The following is a 22559-nucleotide window of genomic DNA, read 5'->3' on the forward strand; positions in this document are numbered from 1 at the left end:
CATGACCCTCATGCCAAAGCGTAGTAACCTACAACGAGTAAATTAATCAGGCACATGCTATGAAAATTATCATTCTCGGTGCAGGCCAAGTTGGCGGCACCTTGGCCGAAAACCTGGTCGGCGAGAACAACGATATCACCATCGTCGATAAGGATCCCGAGCGCCTGCGCGAACTGCAGGACAAATACGATCTGCGGGTTGTGCAAGGCTACGCCAGCCACCCACGCACCTTGCGTGAAGCCGGCGCCCAAGATGCCGACATGTTAGTGTCCGTCACCAACTCTGACGAAACCAACATGATCGCCTGCCAAATCGCGTTTACCCTCTTCAATACCCCTAATCGCGTGGCTCGTATCCGCTCACCGGAATACCTCAAAGAAAAAGAACATTTGTTCCAGTCTGACGCTGTGCCAGTCGATCACCTGATCGCGCCGGAAGAATTGGTCACCGGTTACATCGAACGTTTGATCGAATACCCGGGCGCCTTGCAAGTCGTCGGGTTTGCAGAAGACAAAGTGGGGCTGGTTGCGGTCAAGGCTTACTATGGCGGGCCACTGGTCGGGAACGCGTTGTCAGCACTGCGCGAACACATGCCACACATTGATACGCGTGTTGCCGCCATTTTCCGCCAAGGCCGTCCGATCCGTCCACGCGGCACCACCATCATTGAAGCCGATGATGAAGTCTTCTTCGTCGCTGCCAGCAACCATATTCGCTCGGTCATGAGTGAATTGCAGCGTCTGGAAAAACCATACAAACGCCTGATGATTGTCGGCGGCGGTAACATCGGTGCCGGCTTAGCTCGTCGTTTAGAGCAGAACTACAGCGTCAAGCTGATCGAACGCAACCCTGAGCGCGCTGAAAACCTGTCTGAGATGCTGGAAAACACCATCGTCTTCTGTGGGGATGCCTCCGATCAAGAATTGTTGAGCGAAGAGCACATCGAACAAATCGACGTGTTCATTGCGGTGACTAACGACGACGAAGCCAACATCATGTCAGCCATGCTGGCCAAGCGCATGGGCGCGAAGAAAGTGATGGTACTGATCCAGCGCGGCGCGTATGTCGACTTGGTTCAGGGCGGCACCATTGATATTGCCATTTCGCCGCAGCAGGCCACCATTTCCGCCTTGCTAACGCACGTGCGTAAAGCCGATATCGTGAATGTCTCCTCCTTGCGCCGTGGCGCTGCCGAAGCGATTGAAGCCATTGCCCATGGGGATGCGAGCACCTCGAAAGTGGTGGGGCGTGCCGTCGGTGACATCAAATTGCCACCGGGCACCACCATCGGCGCCGTGGTGCGGGGCGAAGAAGTCCTGATCGCCCACGACCGCACCGTGATCGAGCAAGATGATCACGTCGTGATGTTCTTGGTCGACAAGAAATACATTCCAGACGTTGAGCGCCTATTCCAACCGAGTCCGTTCTTCCTGTAATTATTATGGTTAACTATCGTCCTATCCTGTTCGTGATCGGGCTGGTCTTATCGAAGATCGCTCTGTTCATGTATGTGCCTACATTAGTGGCATTTTTCACCGGCACCGAAGGGTTCATTGATTTTGCCACCTCAGTGATCATCACGCACTGTGTGGCTTTTCTGTGTCTGACATTTGGCCGTACCAGCGATTTCAAACTGGGGGTGCGGGACATGTTCCTGATCACCACCTTGGTCTGGACCATCGCCAGTGCGTTCGCGGCGTTGCCGTTTGTCTTCATCAACCACATCAGTTTCACCGATGCCTATTTCGAGACCATGTCGGGGATCACCACGACGGGATCCACGGTCCTGAGTGGGCTCGATGGTATGGCGCCGAGCATTCTGTTGTGGCGCTCGACCTTGCAATGGCTCGGCGGGATCGGGTTCATCGTGATGGGGGTGGCGATCTTACCGATGCTCAATGTCGGCGGGATGCGTTTGTTCCAAACGGAATCGTCCGATTGGTCAGAGAAAAGCTCCCCCCGTACCAAAAGTGTGGCCAAGAACATCGTTAATGTGTACCTCAGCCTGACCGGCTTGTGCTTCCTCGGCTTTATGCTGGCAGGCATGGACACCTTCGATGCGATCAACCACGCGTTCACCACCTTGTCGACCGGCGGTTACTCAACCTCTGACAGCTCGATGAACGGCTTTTCCCACAGTGCCCACTGGGTGGCAACGCTGTTTATGTTTGCCGGGGGGTTACCGTTCCTGTTGTTTGTGCAGGTGTTGCGTAAGAAAGCCCCGATGGCGCTGCTCAATGATGCGCAGGTGCGCGGCTACACCTTATTAGTGTTGGTCACAGGGATTGCCGTCGCCATCTGGCTCACATTGACCTTGAATTACACCTTCCTCGATGCGTTGCGGGTGTCCTTGTTCAATATCGTCTCTGTCGTCACCACAACCGGCTTTGGTCTGGATGACTTCACGGCATGGGGCCCGTTCCCGATGATCGTGTTTGCCTTCATTATGTTGGTCGGGGGCTGCTCCGGCTCAACCGCAGGCGGGATCAAAATCTTCCGTTTTCAGGTCGCATTTGCGCTGCTGCGTAAGCAGATGATGCAGCTGATCCACCCGTCTGGCGTGTTCATTCAACGCTACAACGGCCGTCCTGTGACCGATGATATCGTGCGCTCGGTGGTCGCCTTCGCACTGACCTTCATCCTGACCATCGTCATTGTGGCGGGGATCTTGGGCATGATGGGGCTGGATGCCGTCACCAGTATTACCGGTGCCGTCACCGCGGTGGCCAACGTGGGGCCGGGCATGGGCACCATTATCGGCCCAACCGGTAACTTCTCGACCTTGCCTGACTTGGCCAAGTGGACCTTGAGCTTTGGCATGCTAATGGGGCGTTTGGAAATCCTGACCGTGTTGGTGGTGTTCTTCCCGGCCTTCTGGCGTAACTAATACGGGCACCCCGTTCATCTCGCGTATCGCGCACAAAAAAAGAGAGCCTCATTGGCTCTCTTTTTTTTCGTTTACAGGCATCACGCGACGGCTATGACGCCACAGGATGCACGTAATAGTAAATCGCGAAAAAGTGACACACCGTACCGCCCAACACAAACAGGTGCCAAATAGCATGGTTATAGGGGATCCGCTTATTGACGTAAAAGATGACGCCCACCGAATACAGCACCCCGCCCAATGCCAGCAACACCAAGCCGCCAGTGGCCAGTGACGTCGCCAACGGATAAATAGCAATCAAGGAGAGCCAGCCCATGGTCAGATAGGTCGCCAGTGACAACCGCTTAAAACGGTAGACGAACACAATCTTGATCACGATACCAATCAGTGCGATCCCCCAAATGACCGCCATCAACGTCATGGCGAACGGCGTGCGTAAGGCAATCAACAAAAAGGGCGTATAAGTACCGGCAATCAATAGATAAATCGCACAGTGGTCGAAGGTTTTCAACGCGCGCTTGGCCCGCTGAAACGGAATGGCATGATAGAGGGTTGACGCCAGATACAGCAATATCATGCTGGCGCCATAGATACTGAAACTGGTGACACTGAGCAGATCGGCGTGGGCTGCCACCGCCTGATTCAAAAGCAACACCAGACCCACGATACCAAACAGCATCCCGATCCCATGTGTCACGCTGTTTGCCACTTCTTCAGCAACAGAATACGCCGCACCGGCGGCTTGCGGTTTTGCCATCTCTGCGATCCCTAAATAGCGTTGAGACACGACGCGAACGCCGCTCATACTTGGTAGAAAAGCAGTATGACACAGTTTAGCTTACAAGCGTACGCCGAAATAATCGTGATTATGTAAGTAAATACCTCACCAGTTTAGGGGAAATGCCTGCCACAGCACCAGACCGTAGCGGCTTGGCATCACATTGTTGTGTTGAGGCATTGAAGTATAGCTGTCGTGTTTAGGTATAGCTGTCGAGGAAGGCCAAGACCTGCTCACCGGCTTGCTGAGGGTGTAAGCTGGCCGGTAATTCACAATACCGGTGCAGCTCGCCGCGGCCGAGCAGCCCCGACAGCATGCCGGATAACCCGTGCTGATGACGATCAACCTCAAACCACAGTTTCAGGCTTTCCGCATCCCGGTAAGCCACAATTTCCAGCTCTCGCCAACGTCCATGGTACGGCCCAGACACTGGCACAAACTCAAATTCTTGGACAAACGGCAAGGCAAACCCTTTCGCCGCTTCGCATTCCACCTGACGGATCCGTAACCCGGCCAATTCCAGCGCGGTAAATACGCCATCCAATAGCGGGTCAGGTCGCACGGTTAAACGATCTTGATCGCGGGGATCAATCGCCAGCGCAATATCCAGCCGCGTGTCTAACCACACTTTGGATTCACCCACCGTGATCGGGGTATTAAAGGGCAGGGCTAAACTCGCCTCAAAGTGGCGCACCTCATCCGGCTGGACGGTAAACGCATAGGGCAGGGTCCAGGCCGCCAGCACACAGGTCTGATTCACTGTTTCGACCCGGTTTTGGCTCTCACCCTGACTGGCGCTCACTTCTTCCTTATAGTGGCAACACAAAGCCAGCTCGATATTATCGACTTGCTGTTCGACTTTACCGCCATGCACCTGCACATCGACCAAGAGCGTGTCACCGGGGATCAACACATCCTGCTGAATGACGGTATCAACACGCGCCGCGCCCATACCTAAACTGGCTAAACTTTTGCGAAATAACGACATCTCAGCGCCTCCTTTGCGTCATACACCAACAGGACATACCCTACCAACATAATAGAATACTATGAACTGAAATTTATATAGCAGGGAATGCGCCGGATCTGCAACCTCTGTCTTGAGGTTCTGCTAGGCAAACAAAAAAACGAAGCGCTCGGCTTCGTTTTTTGCATTATTTGAGGAGGTCTATCGCCGCTTGACGCGCCGCAGCCGGATCGCGGGCCATGATCCCATCGACCACACGCTGGTGAAGATCCAGCTTAATGACCTTATCACGCGTGATCACGCGGAAATAATTTTCAAACACCGCTTTGAATAGGTTGCCAAACGGGCTAATGAAGTGGTTGCCGGAGGCAAAATAAATCAACTGGTGGTAGCGGGTATCGACGTCAATCCAACGGTCTTGATCAAAATGCTCCCCCAACGCATGCATTTCAGCCATCAACACACACAACGCCTCGCGATCTTCCTCGCTCGCGTTAATCGCCGTCAATGCCGCCGCTTCCGGCTCTAGCGCCAAACGCACTCGCTGAAATTCTTGCACCAATTCGTCGTGCTGCTCGAAATTGAGCCACGCGAGCAAATCTTGATCCAAATAATTCCAGTTACGTTTTGGCAGCACGCGAGTACCAATGCGTGGACGTGGCAGTACCATGCCTTTCGCTGCCAGCATTTTGATCGCTTCACGAATGGCGGTACGGCTCACACCGTACATTTCACCCAGTTCCACTTCACCGGGCAAAATCTCACCGGGGGCGGTTTCACCCCGTAAAATTTGCTGACCGATCGACTCCGCCAGTTTATAGGATAGATTACGGCTCGTGACCAGTCGCTGCTCCGCTTGCTCCATTGACTTCCTCCAAAGGCTTTTGTTATTGCCCAATCGGCGATATCGGCCGACAGGCTCTTAGTTGCCAACACGGCAGCATTAGACCATAAAGCGACGACAGAGAAACGGCTTATCTTCAAAGATGCCGATATCGTTAACAGTTCCCCTTTTCATGCGGCAGAGAAGGGGATGAAAGCATCTCGAAATATGGTCAAGAATCACTCGACTTAAGAATAGGTTATTGCTATCCTCGCGGCGAAAAAAACAGCACATCCCCTGATTTCCGGCGAGGAACGGCTCAGCCAGCAACACAGCGTCGGAAATACGGTATTAACTTTGGCCACGGACGCGCCTCATCAACAAGGTGAATCATGCGCCCCGCTTCTTACGCTCGCTCCAGCACACCCCGCAGTCCATCACGTTTTCGCACGACATCTCATGCGCCAACGTACAAAGCCAAGCCGCAAACCGCGACGGTGGCACCGCTGCCAACCCCAGTTGTCGCGCCTGTGACGACTATCCCTGTACAGGGTGAGCACGCCGCATAATGCGCGTATAAAGGCAGCCAAATGGGCTGCCTTTTATTTGTATCATGCCAGCGTTTGTTATACCGTTACCCCACAAAAACTATGACAATAATATTCATCAGCCTTTATTTGTGGAGTGATCTATGAAGACGCATCGCGTAAACGAACTTATCGAACTGTTGCACCCAGAGTGGCAAAAAGATCCGGATTTGAACCTGGTTGAATTCCTGTTGAAATTGGCGCAAGAAGCACAGTATGAAGGCCCGCTTGACGCCTTGACTGACGATGTCCTGATTTACCACCTAAAAATGCGTAACAGCGACAAAGAAGACATGATCCCAGGCCTTGCGAAAGACTGTGAAGATGATTTCAAAACCGCGATCCTTCGTGCCCGCGGCATCATCAAGTAAACCGGCAGCCAGTTAGCCCCACAGCTAACTGGCCTGCGCGTATTTATTCTTCCGCGTTTTATCCCTCTGTTTTTTTGTCTCACTCAGCCCGCTTTCTTCCTCCGGCTTCGCGGTTGGCTCTCTTTGCCTTTTCACCGTATTCCATTTGCCGCCTTTCTCGTTACCGTTATCCCCGCGAGATCTCAATTCTGATCGGCCTGTGCCCATCCGTTGACCGGCTGGGATATACTCGTCCGATAACAATTTCGACCCATTAGCAACGTCTTTATTACAACACCTGATCACAGGGAGGCCGAGCGCGATTCGGCCATTGATCCCTCGCCGCACGGCAGGGTCTTAAAGGAAGCCATGTCATGAGCCAAAATAAAATCGAGATAAAGGATGTCACGCCGTCGGCCGCCCCGGCAACGGTCAATCCATCACGACCAAACAACCCGCACACCCACACAGGCAGCGCCGATCGCTTCAACCCCAGTAACCGCATTTATGTCCGTGCAGTCAAAGGTCTCTACCAACAATTACGCCGCCGCATGGGCGCGATATTAATGTTGCTGTTCATGGGATTACCTTGGCTCCCCTATGGCGACAGACAAGCGATTTTGCTCGACATCGAACAGCAACAATTTCACTTCTTTGGCACCACCTTCTGGCCGCAAGATCTCACCTTACTGGCCACCTTGTTTGTGATCGCCGCCTTTGCCCTGTTTTTTATCACCACCTTTTTAGGCCGTGTTTGGTGTGGTTACCTGTGTCCGCAAACCGTCTGGACCTTCATTTATATCTGGTTTGAAGAAAAGCTCGAAGGCGCCGCCAATAAACGGCGTAAGCAAGACAGTTTGCCCCTGACCCGGCATTTACTGTGGCGTAAAACCCTCAAACACCTTGCCTGGTTGGCGGTGGCCTTAGCCACGGGCTTAACTTTCATTGGTTATTTCCTGCCAATCCACACCTTGGTGATCGACTTCTTTACCGCCAATGTCAGTTTTTGGGCCGGATTCTGGGTCCTGTTTTTCACGGCATGTACCTATGCCAACGCGGGCTGGATGCGCACCATCGTCTGCCTGCACATGTGCCCGTACGCACGCTTTCAATCTGCCATGTTTGATAAAGACACCTACATCGTGGGCTATGACGCCGCGCGCGGTGAACAACGCGGCCCTCGCTCTCGCAAACACGATCACAAAGCGCAAGGGCTGGGTGACTGCATTGATTGCAACTTGTGTGTGCAAGTGTGCCCGACGGGCATTGATATTCGTGATGGCCTGCAATACGAGTGTATTAACTGCGGTGCCTGTGTCGATGCCTGCGATGAAACCATGAAGAAGATGGGCTACGAGACCCGCTTACTCAGCTATACCACCGAGCACAAACTGGAAGGGCATAAGACCACCATCCTGCGCCCCAAACTGCTGGGGTACGGCACCGTGATGGGCGCGATGATCGGCCTCTTTTTCTATTTGCTGCAGGCGGTACAACCAATGGGCTTAGACGTGCTGCGCGATCGCAGCCAGCTATTCAAAATCAACAGTGAAGGCTTGGTAGAAAATACCTATACCCTGAAAATCCTCAATAAAACCCAGCAGCCAGCCCAGTATCAACTGACCGTGCAGGGGCTAGACGCGGTGCAATGGTACGGGGAACAACACATTCATGTGGCGGCCGGTGAGATTTTTACCCTGCCGATCAGCTTAGGGATCGCGCCTGAAGCGCTGACTTCACCGATTTCGGCTATCACCTTCACGCTCACGCGTACCGGTGACGCCCATTACATCGAAACCGAAAGCCGTTTCATCGGGGAGTTGCGCTAACCACCGATGCCAGCCATCCCCGACCCCACAATGAAAAAGAGTGTAAAGACAAGGCCGGCAACGGCCTTTCTTTATTATGATGGGCGCCTTCCATCCACGGGCTTATCTTGCGGGCACTGCCGATATCGCATGGGTTGGATGGTATACTTGTGTACTTTTACTTCGCGGACTTTGTCTTATGACCCAACAGAACGGCTTTAGCTTTGCAGATCTCGGCCCCGATCAGCTTTTAGATGCCCTCGACAGTACCGGCATTCGCGCCGAATCCGGCCTGTTAGCCCTGAACAGCTATGAAAACCGGGTATATCAGTTCACCGCAGAAGACGGCGCACGCTACGTCACCAAGTTCTACCGTCCGCAGCGCTGGACCGATGCGCAAATTGCCGAAGAGCACCAATTCACCCTCGCGCTGGCCGAGCAAGAGATCCCGGTCGCGGCGCCAATTATCCTTAATGGACAGACGCTGCACCATTTTAATGGTCACCGTTTTGCCTTGTTCCCAAGCTTGGGTGGACGCCAGTTTGAAGTGGATAACTTTGACCAACTGGAGTGGGTCGGGCGTTTTCTCGGCCGTATTCACCAAGTCGGTAAGCAACAAGCCTTTGCCCACCGTCCGACCATGGGGCTGGATGAATACCTGCACCAACCGCGTCAGGTACTGGAAAACTCGACACTGATCCCCGATCACTTAAAGCATGCTTTCTTTTCTGATCTCGACCTGCTGATCCGTGAACTGACCCAATATTGGAACACCGACTGGACCAGCGTACGTCTCCACGGCGATTGCCATCCGGGGAATATTCTGTGGCGTGACGGGCCGCTGTTTGTCGATTTAGACGATGCGCGTAATGGCCCGGCGGTACAAGATGTGTGGATGCTGCTCAATGGTGAACGTCATGACCAATTGGCCCAATTAGACACAATTTTGGACGCATATAACGAATTTGCAGATTTTGACCCGCGCCAATTGAAACTCATTGAGCCTTTACGCGGTCTTAGAATGGTACATTACATGGCATGGCTGGCACGACGCTGGGAAGATCCTGCGTTCCCGCTCGCGTTTCCTTGGTTTGCCGATGCCAAGTATTGGGAAGGGCAAGTGCTGGCCTTCAAAGAACAATTGGCCACCTTGCACGAAGCACCATTGCAACTGACGCCGCAATGGTAATAACATTAATAATATCAATGGATAAGTAACGTCGTTATTTCAATCCTTTTTAAGGGAGTAAGTCGCAACATGTTTAAAAAGTTTTTCATTCTGATCAGTGCGGTTCTGTTTTCCGTTTCCGTACACGCTGCGTCATTCAAAGAAGGGGATCACTACACGGTCTTGGATCTGCCAAAATCCAGCAATCCTATTGTGACCGAGTTCTACTCGTTCTACTGCCCGGCCTGTTACCGTTTTGAACCGATGATCCAGGAGCTGAAAAAAGCCCTGCCTGACAACGCGAAATTGCAGAAAAACCATGTCTCTTTCATGGGTGGCAACATGGGTAATTCCATGAGCAAGGCGTACGCAACGTCAGTGGTACTGGGTGTGGAAGACAAGATCACGCCCGTGCTGTTTAACCGCATTCACGACATGCAAAAGCCACCACGTGATGATGCTGAATTGCGTCAGATCTTCATTGATGAAGGCGTAAAAGCTGAAGATTTTGACGGCGCATTCAACAGCTTTGCCGTTAATTCGATGGTTAACCGTTACAACAAGGCGTTCAAAGACAGTGGCCTGACGGGTGTACCGTCTGTTGTCGTCAACAATAAGTACGTGGTACAGACCGGTAAAATCCGCTCGGCTGATGAGTACTTTCAGCTGGTTAACTTCTTGCTGACCAAATAATCCTCGCCCGACGCACCGCGTTCGTCAGCGATAAAAAAGGGCCGACAGGCCCTTTTTTATTACCGCTTTTTTAGGGGCGATATTTTCGCACCGCAGGGATACCCCTCCCGCAAAAACCGCCACGTATCACCGCTGCGTGATCACATCTATACCGTTTGGGCCGTTAACTGGCGCAACAACCTGTCCATCGAACGATAACCAAGTGCCTCCGCTAAGTGACCCCGGGTGATCGCCTCACACCCCGCCAAATCCGCAATGGTGCGCGCCACTTTGATGATGCGGTGATACGCCCGGATCGACAGCCCCAACTGGTGCAGCGCCGTTTCCAAAAACTCCGCATCACTGCGCACTAAGGCACAATGGCTATCCAGCTCACGGGTCGACAGCAGCGCATTGACCTTGCCCGAGCGCGTTAACATTGCCTCACGGGCGGTGTGTACCCGCGCTCGGATCACCTCGCTGGACTCGCCCCGATCGCCGCCTTCCGCTAATGTCCCCCTCGGCAACCCCGGGATCTCAATCGACATATCAAACCTGTCCAACAACGGGCCAGACAAGCGGCTTAAATAACGCAAAATGGCCTGCGGATTGGTGCGCGACTGGTTACCTTCGTAATACCCGGTCGGACTGGGATTCAATGCCCCGATCAGCTGAAAGCGGGCAGGGAAGGTGGTTTTACTGGTGGCACGGGAGATCACGATCTCGCCCGATTCCAACGGTTCCCGCAGGGAATCCAGTACTTTGCGCTCAAATTCCGGCATTTCGTCCAAAAACAGAATGCCATTGTGAGACAGGGAGATCTCCCCCGGCCGTGGCACCGAGCCGCCGCCCACCAAGGCCGCCATCGAACTGGAATGGTGCGGGGTACGAAACGGACGCTGACGCCAATTGCCTTCATGGATCAATTGGGGCGTCAGAGAAGCCACCGCCGCAGTTTGCAGCGCTTCCTCAATACTCATGTCCGGCAATAAATCACGCAGGCGGGAGGCCAGCATGGTTTTACCGGTACCAGGCGGCCCTAAAAACAGCAAATTATGGCCACCGGCCGCGGCTATTTCTAACGCGCGCTTGCCTTGTTGCTGGCCGATAATGTCCTGCATATCCCGCTCATTACCGGTTTTTACGGCGACGGCCGGGGGTGACTGGGTCAGGGTCAAGGCCGTTTGACCATGCAAATGGGCACACACCGCCAACAATGACGGAGCGGATTTGTGCAACGTTTTCCCCACCAGCGCCACTTGATCCCCGTTATTGTCTGGCACCACCAGACAACGCCCCGCCTGCTTGGCGGCCAGCGCCGCAGGCAGCGCCCCTTTCACCGGCCGCAGCTCGCCCGATAACGCCAACTCTCCTAAAAATTCATAATCGCATAGCGACTCCAGCGGGATTTGCTCAGAGGCCGCCAAGATCCCCAAGGCGATCGGCAAATCAAACCGGCCGCCTTCCTTGGGCAGATCTGCAGGCGCCAAATTCACCGTGATCCGCCGGGACGGAAATTCAAACCCCGCATTGACGATGGCACTGCGCACCCGATCTTTCGCTTCTTTGACACTCGTTTCCGGTAACCCCACCAGCGCCAATGCCGGCATACCGTTGCTGATATGGACCTCGACCGTCACGGCTGGCGCTTCCACCCCAACACACGCACGGCTGTGAACTATAGCCAGGTTCATGCTTCACCATCCTGATAACACTTTCATCAAATAAGTTAATGAATTACTTAAAATAAGTTTCACTAATAGACTATTTATGCAGATAAGATGGTAAATAATTTATACTTTTTGCTTGTCATGTGAGCAACCTCTGTGTTACCACTTAGTAAACACAAGGTATAAACACAAAAACCGGACAGACAGTCGATGCGATTTACCGTTCACGCCCTCATTCTCATTCTCAACGTCATCGTGGTGATTATTCAGCCGCGAGGGGGGCGAGCAGGCGGAAAATCGTAACGAAAAGAACGAACGCAAACCAGCCCCCGCAGCCACACGGCTCGGGGGCTTTTTTTTGAATAGCACGTCGCAATGAAGGCACAGGGAGAGCAGCGATGACGGGAGCAGAGTTAGTCGTAAAAGCGCTGCATCAGCAGGGAATTAAAACCATTTTTGGCTATCCGGGCGGGGCGATCATGCCGATCTATGACGCCTTGTACGATGGCGGGGTGGAACACATTTTATGTCGCCATGAACAAGGGGCTGCAATGGCCGCGATTGGCATGGCACGCGCCACGCAAGACGTTGCCGTGTGTATGGCGACCTCCGGCCCCGGCGCCACCAACCTCGTCACCGGTTTGGCAGATGCCTTTTTGGACTCCGTGCCACTCGTGGCGATCACCGGTCAAGTGGCCAGCTCGCACATCGGCACCGATGCCTTTCAGGAAATGGATGTGATTGGCATGTCCTTGGCCTGTACCAAACACAGCTACTTAGTCACCGACATTGCCGACCTGGCCCCCACCTTAGCGGAAGCCTTTGAAGTGGCCAAATGCGGCCGCCCCGGCCCAGTGATTGTCGATATCGCCAAAGATGTCCAGCTGGCGCAAGCGCCGGTTGCCCTCTTACCCCCGATCACGCCACCGCCGCTCCCAACCGTGACACCCGCGCAGCTTCATGACGCCCAAGCCTTGTTGTCCGCCAGTCAACGTCCAGTACTGTATGTGGGGGGCGGGGTCCAATTGGCGAAAGCCACGCACACCGTCCGCCAGTTTCTCGACCTTAACCCGATGCCCTCTGTCAGCACATTAAAAGGCTTAGGCTCGGTGGCACGTCATGACCCCCACTATCTGGGCATGCTGGGCATGCACGGCACCAAAGCCGCCAATTTAATCGTACAAGAGTGCGATTTGCTGATCGTGGTCGGCGCCCGTTTTGATGATCGGGTCACAGGCAAACTCGACACGTTCGCCCCGCACGCGAAAGTGATCCATCTGGATATTGATGCCGCTGAATTTAACAAACTGCGCCATGCGCACGCCCCGCTGCGGGGGGATATCAATGTGGTCTTGCCGCAACTGGAACTGAGCCAAGATATCAGCGACTGGGTGGGCTACAGCGAACAACTGCGTCAGCAATTCAAATGGCGCTACGATCACCCGGGTGAGCTGATTTATGCGCCGTTACTCATGAAGCAACTGTCAGACATGATGCCTGACAGCACCATGGTGTCGACCGATGTCGGCCAGCACCAAATGTGGGCCGCCCAGCATATTCAGCCGCGTGAGCCACAAAACTACATCACCTCCGCCGGCCTTGGCACCATGGGCTTTGGCTTACCCGCCGCCATGGGCGCCAAAGTGGCACGGCCTGACGATGAGTCAGTACTGATCTCCGGTGACGGGTCATTCATGATGAATGTGCAGGAACTGGCCACCCTCAAACGTCGCCAAATCCCGGTCAAAATGGTTCTGATCAATAACCAGCGTCTGGGCATGGTGCGCCAATGGCAGTCCTTGTTCTTTGACGGTCGCCACAGTGAAACCATCCTTGATGACAACCCCGATTTTGTCACGTTGGCGAAGGCTTTTGATATTCCCGGTCACACCATTACCCGCAAGGAAGAGGTGCTTCCGGCACTGCAAACCCTGCTGACCAGCAAGACCGCGTACTTGCTCCATGTGCTGATCGATGAAGAAGAGAATGTGTGGCCGCTGGTGCCACCGGGCGCGGCCAACCAAGACATGCTGGAGAACACCTAATGGATAGATATTTACTCGACATCAAGGCCGATGATAAACCAGTATTACTAGAGCGGATTTTACGTGTGATCCGCCACCGCGGTTTTGTGATCAAGCAAGTGAATGCCACCCAAAACCACGAAAGCAAAATCGCCAGTATCGAAATACTTGTCGACAGTGACCGTCCTATCACCACGCTGATCAACCAAATCGAAAAGCTTTGGGATATCCGCACCGTCGAAACCACGCTCGTTGAGCACCAATCGTTTTTAAGGAAAGAATAACAATGGCAAATACAGCGGATTATATTTGGTTTAACGGTGAGATGGTGCCTTGGGCTGATGCCAACGTCCACGTGCTGACTCATGCAATGCATTACGGCACGTCCGTGTTTGAAGGGATTCGCTGCTACAACACCCCGAACGGTCCGGCCGTTTTCCGCCATCAAGAACACATGGTGAGACTGAAAAATTCCGCCAAAATTTACCGTTTCCCGATCCCTTACAGTGTCGATACCCTGATGGAAGTGTGCCGAGAAACCTTGCGCGCAAACAAACTGGACTCTGCATATATTCGCCCCTTAGCGTATGTCGGTAACGTGGGGTTAGGCGTATGTCCACCCACTGGCACAGAAATGGAGCTCATTGTCGCCGCGTTCCCGTGGGGCTCTTACCTCGGGGAAGAAGCACTGGAAAATGGCGTGGATGCGATGATTTCAAGCTGGCACCGTGCGGCACCCAACACCATTCCCACCGCGGCCAAAGCGGGCGGTAACTACCTGTCTTCCTTGCTTGTCGGGGGTGAAGCCCGTCGTCACGGTTATGCCGAAGGGATCGCCCTAAGTGTCGATGGCTACCTGTCTGAAGGTGCGGGAGAAAACCTGTTTGTGGTCAGCAATGGCGTCCTCTTTACCCCGCCGACCACCAGCGCGATTCTCCCGGGGATCACCCGCGACACCATCATGACACTGGCCAAAGAACGCGGTTATGAAGTGCGCGAAGAAAACATTGCCCGTGAAGCCCTTTACCTTGCCGATGAAGTCTTCATGACCGGGACGGCCGCCGAAATTGTGCCGGTGCGCAGCGTGGATCAAATCACCGTCGGGGAAGGCAAGCGCGGTCCGGTAACCAAAGTGCTGCAAGAAGCGTACTTTGGTCTGTTCAACGGGACCACAGAAGACAAGTGGGGCTGGTTGGATTACGTTTACCCTGCCGACAAGTAATGAATACTCAGCTGCCCGCTGTCACCATCACAGCGGGCAGTGCCATACAGCAAAAGGATTGTCGTTATGCCTAAGTACCGTTCCGCCACCACCACCCACGGCCGCAACATGGCCGGTGCCCGCGCCCTGTGGCGTGCCACCGGTGTCAAAGATGAAGATTTCGGTAAGCCGATCATCGCCGTCGTGAACTCCTTCACCCAATTTGTTCCCGGCCACGTGCACCTCAAAGATCTCGGCCAGCTGGTGGCGAGAGAAATCGAAGAAGCGGGCGGTATTGCTAAAGAATTCAACACCATTGCCGTCGATGACGGGATCGCGATGGGCCACGGTGGGATGCTGTATTCCCTGCCGTCCCGTGAGCTGATCGCCGACTCAGTCGAGTACATGGTCAATGCCCACTGTGCTGATGCCATGGTGTGTATCTCCAACTGTGACAAAATCACCCCGGGCATGCTGATGGCCTCGCTGCGCCTCAATATTCCGGTGATTTTTGTGTCCGGTGGTCCGATGGAAGCCGGCAAAACCAAACTGTCAGATCAGATCCTCAAGCTGGATCTGGTGGACGCCATGATCCAAGGCGCCGATCCCACGGTATCCGATGAACAAAGTGAGCAGATCGAACGATCCGCCTGTCCGACGTGTGGATCATGCTCAGGCATGTTCACCGCCAATTCCATGAACTGCCTGACCGAAGCCCTTGGCCTCAGCCAACCGGGCAACGGTTCAATGCTGGCGACCCACGCCGACCGAGAGCAGCTGTTTATCAAAGCTGGCCAACGTATTGTTGAACTCACCAAACGCTACTACCTTGATGATGACAGTAATGCCTTACCACGCAATATCGCCAACAAAAAAGCGTTCGAGAATGCGATGGCACTGGATATTGCGATGGGCGGCTCCACCAATACGGTGCTGCACCTGTTAGCCGCGGCGCAGGAAGGGGAAATAGACTTTACGATGGAAGATATCGATCGCATGTCTCGCCGTGTTCCCCACCTGTGTAAAGTCGCGCCATCAACGCCTAAATACCACATGGAAGATGTCCACCGTGCGGGGGGCGTCTATGGCATTTTAGGTGAATTGGATCGTGCCGGTCTGTTCCATAGCGAGTGTTATAACATCCTCGGTCAAACCTTCGCCCAAACCCTGCCGGTGTACGACATTGCTGTTACCGATGACCCCGAGATCATCGATTTCTTCCGCGCAGGCCCGGCCGGTATTCGCACCACCAAAGCCTTTTCACAACACTGTCGCTGGGACACGGTCGATGATGACCGTGAAAATGGCTGTATCCGTACCCAAGCCCACGCCTTTAGCCAAGACGGCGGCCTCGCCGTGTTGTCAGGCAACATGGCGTTGGACGGTTGTATCGTCAAAACCGCTGGCGTCGATGACAGCTGCCTCGTCTTTACGGGGCCAGCCGTGGTATTTGAAAGCCAAGATACCGCCGTAGAAGGCATTTTATCCGGTCACGTAAAAGCAGGGGATGTGGTCGTGATCCGCTACGAAGGCCCGAAAGGCGGACCGGGGATGCAAGAAATGCTGTACCCCACCACCTACCTCAAATCCATGGGACTGGGCAAAGACTGTGCGCTGATCACCGACGGACGTTTCTCCGGTGGCACCAGTGGCCTCTCTATTGGCCATGTGTCACCGGAAGCAGCCAACGGCGGCACTATTGGATTGATTGAAAATGGCGACATCATTGCCATTGATATCCCTAACCGCACCATTGATTTGCAGGTTGACGACGCCACGTTAGCCACACGTCGCGAGCAAGCCGACCAACGCGGCTGGAAGCCAGTCGATCGCCAGCGAGAGGTCTCGCTCGCCTTGCGCGCCTACGCCCTTTTAGCCACCAGCGCCGACAAAGGGGCCGTGCGCGATAAGTCTAAATTGGAAGGATAGCGATGATGAATAACGCCCCGCAATGCGAGACACGCGAGAACTCGGCAACCGCCCCCAGCGGGGCCGATTACTTGCGCGAGATCTTACGCGCGCCGGTTTATGAAATCGCGCAAGTCACGCCACTGCAACCAATGAAACGCCTGACTGCCCGCTTGGGCAACCATATCCACCTGAAGCGTGAAGATCGCCAACCCGTGCATTCCTTTAAACTGCGCGGCGCCTACAACATGATGGCCCAACTGACCGAGGCACAGCGTCAGGCCGGTGTGATTGCCGCTTCCGCGGGCAATCACGCACAGGGATTGGCGCTGTCAGGGCAACAACTGGGCGTACAAGCGACCATTGTGATGCCACGTACCACACCCGACATTAAAGTCGATGCGGTGCGCAGTTTTGGCGGCAAAGTGGTGCTTCACGGCAGTAACTTTGACGAAGCCAAAGGGCATGCCGAGCAACTGGCTCATGAACATGGCTACACCTTCATTCCTCCGTTTGATCATCCGGCGGTGATCGCCGGTCAAGGGACGATTGGGGTGGAGTTAGTACAGCAAAATGGCCACCTTGATTACATTTTTGTCCCTGTCGGGGGCGGCGGCTTGGCAGCCGGGATTGCGGTGCTGATCAAACAGCTGATGCCCAACATCAAGGTGATTGGAGTCGAAGCGGAAGATTCAGCCTGTCTGCGAGCGGCGCTGGATGCCGGTCAACCGGTGATGTTGGATCAAGTGGGCATGTTTGCCGACGGGGTCGCGGTCAAACGCATTGGCAGCGAGACCTTTCGGTTGTGTCAGCAGTATTTGGATGATGCCATCACTGTCAGCAGCGATGAAATTTGCTCGGCCGTGAAAGATATTTTTGAAGATACCCGTGCCATTGCAGAGCCCTCAGGGGCGCTGTCACTGGCAGGGTTGAAAAAGTATGCCGACGCCCACCAATTGCAAAACAAACAAATGGCGGCGATTTTATCCGGTGCGAACCTCAACTTCCATGGGCTGCGCTATGTGTCGGAGCGCTGTGAGTTAGGGGAAAAACGGGAAGGATTACTGGCCGTCACGATTCCGGAACAGCCGGGAGCGTTTCTTCATTTCTGCCACCTGCTCGGGGGACGCGCGGTGACAGAGTTTAACTACCGGTACAGCGATGCGCAGTTGGCGAATGTGTTTGTCGGGGTGCGCTTGCTGCAAGGGCAAGACGAGCTCGACAGCATCATTACCGATCTGCGTAAAGGCGGTTATCCGGTGGTGGATCTGTCTGATGATGAAATGGCGAAAGTGCATGTGCGCTATATGATCGGTGGACGACCGTCCAAGCCGCTCAAAGAGCGTCTGTACAGTTTTGAATTTCCCGAATACCCAGGGGCGCTGATCAAGTTCCTCAATACGCTGGGCACGCATTGGAACATCAGCCTATTTAACTACCGCAATCACGGCGCAGACTATGGCCGGGTACTGTGTGGTTTCGAGCTAGAAGAGGCGGATCTGTTGTCGTTCACCAGTCACTTACGTGAACTGGGCTATCAATGGAAAGATGAAACCAACAATCCGGCTTATCGCTTTTTCTTAGCGCAGGGTTAGTGTCTCGAGCGTTCGAGCGTCGTGCTCTAGATCGTGGCGCTTTCGTCATCATGCAACAGCCCCTAACACGTCACCCTGCAAGACGACGTGTTAGGGGCTGTTTTTTGTGTCTTACTGCGCGGTGACATACCGAATACACGCTTGTAATTGCAGCATATGGCTTTCCACCAACGGCTGACGTAGCGTCGCGGGCAGTTGTGCATACAACCGGGGCAACGCGTGTAAATCTCCTTCCCATTCCCCTTGTGGGGTCGGTGACACCTGCTCACCCACGAACCACGCCAGCGGGCGCTGGGTCAGTATCGCAATACTGAGCAAGGTCGTGACGCGCGGCTCGGTTTTGCCGGACTCCAGATCCAAATACGTTTGCCGGGCAATATCCAGCTGTTTGGCCATCGCCACTTGCGAGATCCCAGTCGCTTCCCGTGCCGCTTTGATCCGCTTTGCAATTTGCGGTTTGATGGTGTCCATCTTGTACCCCTTGAACACAATGCTGGCGCGTCCCACACGGACGTGATGGTACTGACGCCATACAGCCATACATAGTCAGGAAATTATCCCTTACCGTCATATGTAAAGACGACGCACAAACTGTCAAAACGTGACCTCTAGTCGTCACTGCCTAGATACAGAGACAACGAGAACCGAGACGTGCCAATATTTACTGACACGCCTGACCATTTATTTATCACGTTGTGTCAGCGCACGGGTATATTCCGCCATAAAACCGGCTAAATTAATGCTTTGCTGCAAAATCACATTACGTGCAGAGTGGGGCAGGCGACTGAAATACTGCAACAAACGGTCAATCTCTTCTTTGTACTCACTCTCTAAGATCTCAATCCCTTCATCCCCGTAGACAAACCAGGTTAACGGGCGTTCTGTAATTTCAGCAATCTCGGACAGCACTCGGACTTTCGGCTCTGTTTTCCCCGTTTCCAAGTCCAAATACGTCTGTCTGGCGACTTTCAGCTGCTGTGCCATATGAACTTGTGTAAGGCCTTTCCACTCACGTGCTTCCTTGATACGCGCTGCTATCTTCGCTTTCGGATCTGTCATGTCACTCCTCCTGCTACCGCATAATGAATAATGCCTAACTTTCATTACTAGGATGCACAACATAAGCCAACTTGCCGAAAACCAACAAAGCACTTTAAAAACAACACTTTAAATTAAACATTAAAAAACCGCGTTGTATTATGAGTTGCATTTCGTCACAGGTCAGCATGCGATTACCAATTCGCAACATGCCAGTCGCCTTCTCATCCGACGCCTTCTCATCTAACGATAACCCCGCCAAAGTCGAAAAAGGCCAAAAACCAAAAGAAGAGGCACCCTTGCCTAGAGAATAGACGCCTCGTCATTCTCTAGGCAGAAAAAAAGCACCCCGAAGGGTGCTTCTTATCGTGCATGTTATGGCTTACTCGACCGTCACGGCTTTCGCTAGATTACGCGGCTGATCCACATCCGTCCCTTTGATCAGCGCCACATGGTAGGCCAGTAGCTGCATCGGTACGGTGTAGAAGATCGGGGCAATCACATCGTCCACACGTGGCATGGTGATGATCTTCATGCCTTCGCACGCTTCAAAACCGGCTTCATTATCGGCAAAGACATACAACAAGCCGCCACGCGCACGCACTTCTTCAATGTTGGATTTCAGTTTTTCCAACAGCTCATTGGTCGGGGCCACCACGATCACGGGCATATCCGCATCAATCAGTGCCAACGGCCCGTGTTTCAACTCTCCAGCAGCGTACGCTTCAGCGTGAATGTAGGAGATCTCTTTCAGCTTCAGGGACGCTTCTACCGCAATCGGGTAAAACTCGCCACGACCCAAGAACAAGGCATGTTGCTTATCAGCAAAATCTTCCGCCAACTGCTCAATCGGCTTATCAAACGCCAAGGCTTTTTCAATGTGTGTCGGCAGGGCATGCAGGGCATCGACAATCTGCTGCTCTTTGGCGCGATCAATCGTGCCTTTTTCTTTGCCCAGTGCCGTGACAAACATCAGCAACGCCACCAACTGGGTGGTGAATGCTTTGGTTGAAGCCACACCAATCTCGGTGCCCGCACGGGTCATGAAGGCCAAATCGGATTCACGCACCAATGACGAACCTGCCACGTTACACACCGTCATGGCTGACATGTAGCCTTTCTCTTTTGCCAAACGCAAGGCGGCGAGGGTGTCAGCGGTTTCCCCCGACTGCGACAAGGTGATCAGCAAGCTGTTTGGGCGAGTCACAAACGGGCGGTAACGGAATTCCGAAGCAATTTCGACATCACAACTGACACCGGCCATGGCTTCAAACCAATAACGGGCGACCATACCGGCGTTATACGACGTACCACACGCCACAATCTGCACGTGCTCCACATTCTCGAGAATGTCTTTCGCGCCGCTACCAATACTTTCCACGACCACAGAGTCGTTGCTAATACGGCCTTCCATGGTGTTGATCAATGCGCTTGGCTGCTCATAGATCTCTTTTTGCATGTAGTGGCGGTACTGGCCCTTATCTGCCGCATCTTGCTGCAACGTCGACTCGTGCACTTCACGCTGTACCGGCTCTCCATGGGTATCAAACACATTGACCGCACGGCGGGTAATTTCCGCCACGTCCCCTTCTTCGAGAAACATAAAGCGGCGAGTCACGTTCAACAGCGCCAGTTGATCGGACGCGAGGAAGTTTTCCCCCACACCAAGCCCAATCACTAACGGGCTGCCCGATCGCGCGACAACCACACGCTCCGGATCGCGGCGATCCATTACCACCGTGCCGTAGGCACCTTCCAGCTGGGTTACCGTTTTCTGTACTGCTTCCAACAACGTTGCAGACGTGCGGAGTTCCCATTCCACCAAGTGAGCAATCACTTCGGTATCGGTCTGAGAGTGGAAGGTATAACCGCGGCCGATCAAGCTATCACGCAGCACTTCATGGTTCTCAATGATGCCGTTGTGCACCAAGGAGATGTGATCCCCCGACATGTGAGGGTGGGCATTGGCTTCTGACGGCTCACCGTGCGTCGCCCAGCGGGTATGGGCAATGCCCGTGCCACCCACCAGTGGCGCTTGCTCAACCGCTTCCGCGAGGGCTTGTACTTTCCCTAAACGACGCACGCGCTGTAGTTCACCTTGCGGATCCACCACGGCCACACCGGCGGAGTCATAGCCGCGGTATTCCAAACGGCGTAAGCCTTCAATCAAGATCTCTGCTACATCACGTTGCGCTACCGCGCCCACAATCCCACACATCGTTGTTCACTCCTAAATTATGCGTCTGTCGCGCAAATCACTAGCACGCCATGTTGTTCAATTTGTTGTTTCGCAACCATGTCCAACCCGTCATCGGTGATCAGGGTGTTAATGTTCGCCCACGGCAATTCCAGATTCGGGATCTTCCGCCCGACCTTGCTGGACTCCACCATCACCACGACTTCACGGGCGACCTCTGCCATCACTCGGCTTAATCCCACCAGCTCATTAAAAGTTGTAGTCCCTCGATCGGTATCTATGCCATCGGCACCGATAAAAAGTTGATCGAAGTCATACGAACGCAGCACGGATTCCGCCACTTGACCTTGAAAGGCCTCAGAATGCGGATCCCACGTACCGCCCGTCATGAGCAAGGTCGGTTCGTTTTCCAACTCATTAAGCGCATTGGCGACATTGAGCGAATTGGTCATGACCACCAACCCGTGTTTATCCCCCAATAAGCTCAGTAAACTGGCCGTGGTACTGCCGCTGTCAATGATGATGCGATTATGGTCTCGGATCCGCGCCGCGGCCGCTTTGGCAATGGCTAACTTACAAACCGAAACCTGCTCTTCCACTTCATTGACCATTTCCGTCGGGATCGCCACCGCACCGCCATAGCGACGCAGTAAAAGGCCATTTTTTTCTAATGAAGCCAAATCCTTACGAATGGTCACTTCGGAAGTAGCAAAGTGTTTTGCCAGTGAGTCGACACTCACTTCGCCCTGCTCATTGACCATCACAAGGATAGAATGGCGGCGTTGTTGGGTATTTCTCTTGGACATGTAGTTACGAACTGATAGCTATAAGTTTCGATATGAAAGATAGAATAGCAGAGCAAAACTTTTAAGATCAAGCCTGTGGC

The 22559-nt window shown here is 53.8% G+C and carries 20 protein-coding genes; 12 read left to right on the forward strand and 8 right to left on the reverse strand.

The features are described from left to right. The first annotated feature begins 59 nt into the window (after positions 1-59). Both trkA and L4C36_RS12540 read left to right on the forward strand, forming a co-directional pair. Entirely contained in the window at positions 60-1436 is a 1377-nt protein-coding gene (gene trkA / locus L4C36_RS12535) for a Trk system potassium transporter TrkA (RefSeq protein WP_428478145.1), read from the forward strand. 5 nt (positions 1437-1441) lie between these two features. Then, positions 1442-2887: a TrkH family potassium uptake protein gene (locus L4C36_RS12540; protein ID WP_428478146.1), complete on the forward strand. Its 1446-nt coding sequence runs from the start codon at positions 1442-1444 to the stop codon at positions 2885-2887. A gap of 91 nt (positions 2888-2978) precedes the next feature. On the opposite strand, the gene trhA is transcribed toward L4C36_RS12540, so the two are convergent. The 3 genes from trhA to L4C36_RS12555 form a co-directional block, all read right to left on the reverse strand. After that, positions 2979-3644, reverse strand: a complete 666-nt coding sequence (gene trhA / locus L4C36_RS12545; protein ID WP_428478147.1) for a PAQR family membrane homeostasis protein TrhA — start codon at positions 3642-3644, stop codon at positions 2979-2981. Between the two features lie 220 nt (positions 3645-3864). Further along, positions 3865-4653 (reverse strand): sporulation protein, encoded by a 789-nt coding sequence (locus L4C36_RS12550; protein ID WP_428478148.1) that lies wholly within the window; start codon positions 4651-4653, stop codon positions 3865-3867. A 166-nt stretch (positions 4654-4819) separates the two neighbouring features. Then, entirely contained in the window at positions 4820-5497 is a 678-nt protein-coding gene (locus L4C36_RS12555; protein WP_428478149.1) for a FadR/GntR family transcriptional regulator, read from the reverse strand. A 350-nt stretch (positions 5498-5847) separates the two neighbouring features. Here L4C36_RS12555 and L4C36_RS12560 point away from each other — a divergent pair, with 350 nt between their 5' ends. From L4C36_RS12560 to L4C36_RS12580, 5 genes are all read left to right on the forward strand, one after another. Then, positions 5848-6024, forward strand: a complete 177-nt coding sequence (locus tag L4C36_RS12560) for a hypothetical protein (protein ID WP_428478150.1) — start codon at positions 5848-5850, stop codon at positions 6022-6024. A 122-nt stretch (positions 6025-6146) separates the two neighbouring features. Continuing rightward, positions 6147-6413 (forward strand): YihD family protein, encoded by a 267-nt coding sequence (locus tag L4C36_RS12565; RefSeq protein WP_428478151.1) that lies wholly within the window; start codon positions 6147-6149, stop codon positions 6411-6413. Positions 6414-6766: 353 nt separating this feature from the next. Then, positions 6767-8221 (forward strand): cytochrome c oxidase accessory protein CcoG, encoded by a 1455-nt coding sequence (gene ccoG, locus L4C36_RS12570; protein ID WP_428478152.1) that lies wholly within the window; start codon positions 6767-6769, stop codon positions 8219-8221. Positions 8222-8399: 178 nt separating this feature from the next. After that, positions 8400-9389, forward strand: a complete 990-nt coding sequence (locus L4C36_RS12575; RefSeq protein WP_428478153.1) for a serine/threonine protein kinase — start codon at positions 8400-8402, stop codon at positions 9387-9389. A 69-nt stretch (positions 9390-9458) separates the two neighbouring features. Continuing rightward, positions 9459-10061: a DsbA family protein gene (locus tag L4C36_RS12580; protein WP_428478154.1), complete on the forward strand. Its 603-nt coding sequence runs from the start codon at positions 9459-9461 to the stop codon at positions 10059-10061. 146 nt (positions 10062-10207) lie between these two features. Here the strand turns inward: L4C36_RS12580 and L4C36_RS12585 are convergent, their stop codons facing one another. Beyond that, the gene (locus tag L4C36_RS12585) at positions 10208-11734 is read right to left on the reverse strand and encodes a YifB family Mg chelatase-like AAA ATPase (protein ID WP_428478155.1); all 1527 of its coding nucleotides are present in this window, start codon (positions 11732-11734) and stop codon (positions 10208-10210) included. A gap of 374 nt (positions 11735-12108) precedes the next feature. Between L4C36_RS12585 and ilvG the strand changes: the two genes are divergently transcribed. The 5 genes from ilvG to ilvA all read left to right on the forward strand — a co-directional run bounded on the left by ilvG (position 12109) and on the right by ilvA (position 18438). After that, the gene (gene ilvG, locus L4C36_RS12590; protein ID WP_428478156.1) at positions 12109-13755 is read left to right on the forward strand and encodes an acetolactate synthase 2 catalytic subunit; all 1647 of its coding nucleotides are present in this window, start codon (positions 12109-12111) and stop codon (positions 13753-13755) included. Further along, entirely contained in the window at positions 13755-14018 is a 264-nt protein-coding gene (ilvM, locus tag L4C36_RS12595) for an acetolactate synthase 2 small subunit (protein ID WP_428478157.1), read from the forward strand. Before ilvG ends, ilvM begins: the two co-directional genes overlap by 1 nt. A 2-nt stretch (positions 14019-14020) precedes the next feature. Then, the gene (ilvE, locus tag L4C36_RS12600; protein WP_428478158.1) at positions 14021-14956 is read left to right on the forward strand and encodes a branched-chain-amino-acid transaminase; all 936 of its coding nucleotides are present in this window, start codon (positions 14021-14023) and stop codon (positions 14954-14956) included. 66 nt (positions 14957-15022) lie between these two features. Then, positions 15023-16864: a dihydroxy-acid dehydratase gene (ilvD, locus tag L4C36_RS12605; protein ID WP_428478159.1), complete on the forward strand. Its 1842-nt coding sequence runs from the start codon at positions 15023-15025 to the stop codon at positions 16862-16864. Between the two features lie 5 nt (positions 16865-16869). Then, a complete protein-coding gene (gene ilvA, locus L4C36_RS12610) occupies positions 16870-18438 on the forward strand; it encodes a threonine ammonia-lyase, biosynthetic (RefSeq protein ID WP_428478204.1) in 1569 nt (522 codons plus the stop codon). 111 nt (positions 18439-18549) lie between these two features. Here the strand turns inward: ilvA and L4C36_RS12615 are convergent, their stop codons facing one another. The 4 genes from L4C36_RS12615 to L4C36_RS12630 all read right to left on the reverse strand — a co-directional run bounded on the left by L4C36_RS12615 (position 18550) and on the right by L4C36_RS12630 (position 22479). Next, on the reverse strand, positions 18550-18909 hold the full coding sequence (locus L4C36_RS12615; protein ID WP_428478160.1) for a helix-turn-helix domain-containing protein: 360 nt from the start codon (positions 18907-18909) through the stop codon (positions 18550-18552). Positions 18910-19119: 210 nt separating this feature from the next. Beyond that, a complete protein-coding gene (locus L4C36_RS12620; RefSeq protein ID WP_428478161.1) occupies positions 19120-19497 on the reverse strand; it encodes a helix-turn-helix transcriptional regulator in 378 nt (125 codons plus the stop codon). A gap of 361 nt (positions 19498-19858) precedes the next feature. Continuing rightward, positions 19859-21694, reverse strand: coding sequence for a glutamine--fructose-6-phosphate transaminase (isomerizing) (glmS, locus tag L4C36_RS12625; RefSeq protein WP_428478162.1), 1836 nt, complete (start codon positions 21692-21694; stop codon positions 19859-19861). Between the two features lie 17 nt (positions 21695-21711). Next, positions 21712-22479: a DeoR/GlpR family DNA-binding transcription regulator gene (locus L4C36_RS12630; RefSeq protein ID WP_428478163.1), complete on the reverse strand. Its 768-nt coding sequence runs from the start codon at positions 22477-22479 to the stop codon at positions 21712-21714. Between the last annotated feature and the right edge of the window lie 80 nt (positions 22480-22559).

The organism is Photobacterium japonica, from assembly GCF_050337005.1.
Classification (GTDB): Bacteria; Pseudomonadota; Gammaproteobacteria; order Enterobacterales; family Vibrionaceae; genus Photobacterium; species Photobacterium japonica.

What these genes read in the sequence shown, in the direction of transcription:
- trkA (WP_428478145.1), top strand. Translation starts at nt 60, where the DNA reads ATGAAAATTATCATTCTCGGTGCAGGCCAAGTTGGCGGCACCTTGGCC.
- L4C36_RS12540 (WP_428478146.1), top strand. Translation starts at nt 1,442, where the DNA reads ATGGTTAACTATCGTCCTATCCTGTTCGTGATCGGGCTGGTCTTATCG.
- trhA (WP_428478147.1), bottom strand. Translation starts at nt 3,644, where the DNA reads ATGGCAAAACCGCAAGCCGCCGGTGCGGCGTATTCTGTTGCTGAAGAA.
- L4C36_RS12550 (WP_428478148.1), bottom strand. Translation starts at nt 4,653, where the DNA reads ATGTCGTTATTTCGCAAAAGTTTAGCCAGTTTAGGTATGGGCGCGGCG.
- L4C36_RS12555 (WP_428478149.1), bottom strand. Translation starts at nt 5,497, where the DNA reads ATGGAGCAAGCGGAGCAGCGACTGGTCACGAGCCGTAATCTATCCTAT.
- L4C36_RS12560 (WP_428478150.1), top strand. Translation starts at nt 5,848, where the DNA reads ATGCGCCCCGCTTCTTACGCTCGCTCCAGCACACCCCGCAGTCCATCA.
- L4C36_RS12565 (WP_428478151.1), top strand. Translation starts at nt 6,147, where the DNA reads ATGAAGACGCATCGCGTAAACGAACTTATCGAACTGTTGCACCCAGAG.
- ccoG (WP_428478152.1), top strand. Translation starts at nt 6,767, where the DNA reads ATGAGCCAAAATAAAATCGAGATAAAGGATGTCACGCCGTCGGCCGCC.
- L4C36_RS12575 (WP_428478153.1), top strand. Translation starts at nt 8,400, where the DNA reads ATGACCCAACAGAACGGCTTTAGCTTTGCAGATCTCGGCCCCGATCAG.
- L4C36_RS12580 (WP_428478154.1), top strand. Translation starts at nt 9,459, where the DNA reads ATGTTTAAAAAGTTTTTCATTCTGATCAGTGCGGTTCTGTTTTCCGTT.
- L4C36_RS12585 (WP_428478155.1), bottom strand. Translation starts at nt 11,734, where the DNA reads ATGAACCTGGCTATAGTTCACAGCCGTGCGTGTGTTGGGGTGGAAGCG.
- ilvG (WP_428478156.1), top strand. Translation starts at nt 12,109, where the DNA reads ATGACGGGAGCAGAGTTAGTCGTAAAAGCGCTGCATCAGCAGGGAATT.
- ilvM (WP_428478157.1), top strand. Translation starts at nt 13,755, where the DNA reads ATGGATAGATATTTACTCGACATCAAGGCCGATGATAAACCAGTATTA.
- ilvE (WP_428478158.1), top strand. Translation starts at nt 14,021, where the DNA reads ATGGCAAATACAGCGGATTATATTTGGTTTAACGGTGAGATGGTGCCT.
- ilvD (WP_428478159.1), top strand. Translation starts at nt 15,023, where the DNA reads ATGCCTAAGTACCGTTCCGCCACCACCACCCACGGCCGCAACATGGCC.
- ilvA (WP_428478204.1), top strand. Translation starts at nt 16,870, where the DNA reads ATGAATAACGCCCCGCAATGCGAGACACGCGAGAACTCGGCAACCGCC.
- L4C36_RS12615 (WP_428478160.1), bottom strand. Translation starts at nt 18,909, where the DNA reads ATGGACACCATCAAACCGCAAATTGCAAAGCGGATCAAAGCGGCACGG.
- L4C36_RS12620 (WP_428478161.1), bottom strand. Translation starts at nt 19,497, where the DNA reads ATGACAGATCCGAAAGCGAAGATAGCAGCGCGTATCAAGGAAGCACGT.
- glmS (WP_428478162.1), bottom strand. Translation starts at nt 21,694, where the DNA reads ATGTGTGGGATTGTGGGCGCGGTAGCGCAACGTGATGTAGCAGAGATC.
- L4C36_RS12630 (WP_428478163.1), bottom strand. Translation starts at nt 22,479, where the DNA reads ATGTCCAAGAGAAATACCCAACAACGCCGCCATTCTATCCTTGTGATG.